Source organism: Streptosporangium fragile, from assembly GCF_039534445.1.
GTDB lineage: Bacteria > Actinomycetota > Actinomycetes > Streptosporangiales > Streptosporangiaceae > Streptosporangium > Streptosporangium fragile.
The window spans coordinates 1-592 of sequence record NZ_BAAAVI010000193.1; the positions used below are offsets into that span (position 1 = coordinate 1).

Below are 592 nucleotides of genomic sequence, written 5' to 3' on the forward strand. Positions count from 1 at the left end.
TCCCGCCCCGGTTCGCCGCCGGTCACCCGCAGCCGCAGCATGTCGTGGCGGTCCAGCACCGCCTGCACCGCGGCGGTCAAAGACTCCAGCCCCAGATCCGGCGGGACCCGCACCACCACGGTCTGGCTGAACTCCCGGGTGGACCCGGCCAGGCCGTCCAACCAGGCCATGATCGGGGTGGCGGGCAGGTCCCCGACCCCCGCCCCCTCCGGCTCGGCCACCACCCCGTCCGCCGCCGCCGCGACCGCGGCCAGCTCCCGCACGCTCTGATACCGAAACACCTCCCGCGGCCCGAACACCACCCCCACCTGCCGGGCCCGCGCCACCAACTGAATCGCCAGGATGCTGTCCCCGCCCAGATCGAAGAACCCGTCCTCCACCCCGACCCGCTCCACCCCCAGCACCTCGGCGAACAACCCGGCCAGCACCGCCTCCCGGGCCGAGACCGGCCCCGCCCCGGACACGGCCACCCGCGGCGCCGGCAACGCCGCCCGATCCAGCTTCCCGTTGCCCGTCAACGGCAACGCCGCCAGCACCACCACCGCCGCCGGCACCATGTACTCCGGCAACCGCCCGGCCGCGAACCGGCGCA

The 592-nt window shown here is 75.5% G+C and carries 1 protein-coding gene; it reads right to left on the reverse strand.

Annotated elements, in window-relative coordinates; genetic code table 11:
* Positions 1-592 (reverse strand): phosphopantetheine-binding protein (locus ABD841_RS40600; protein ID WP_344982413.1); only part of this gene is annotated, 592 nt, incomplete at both ends.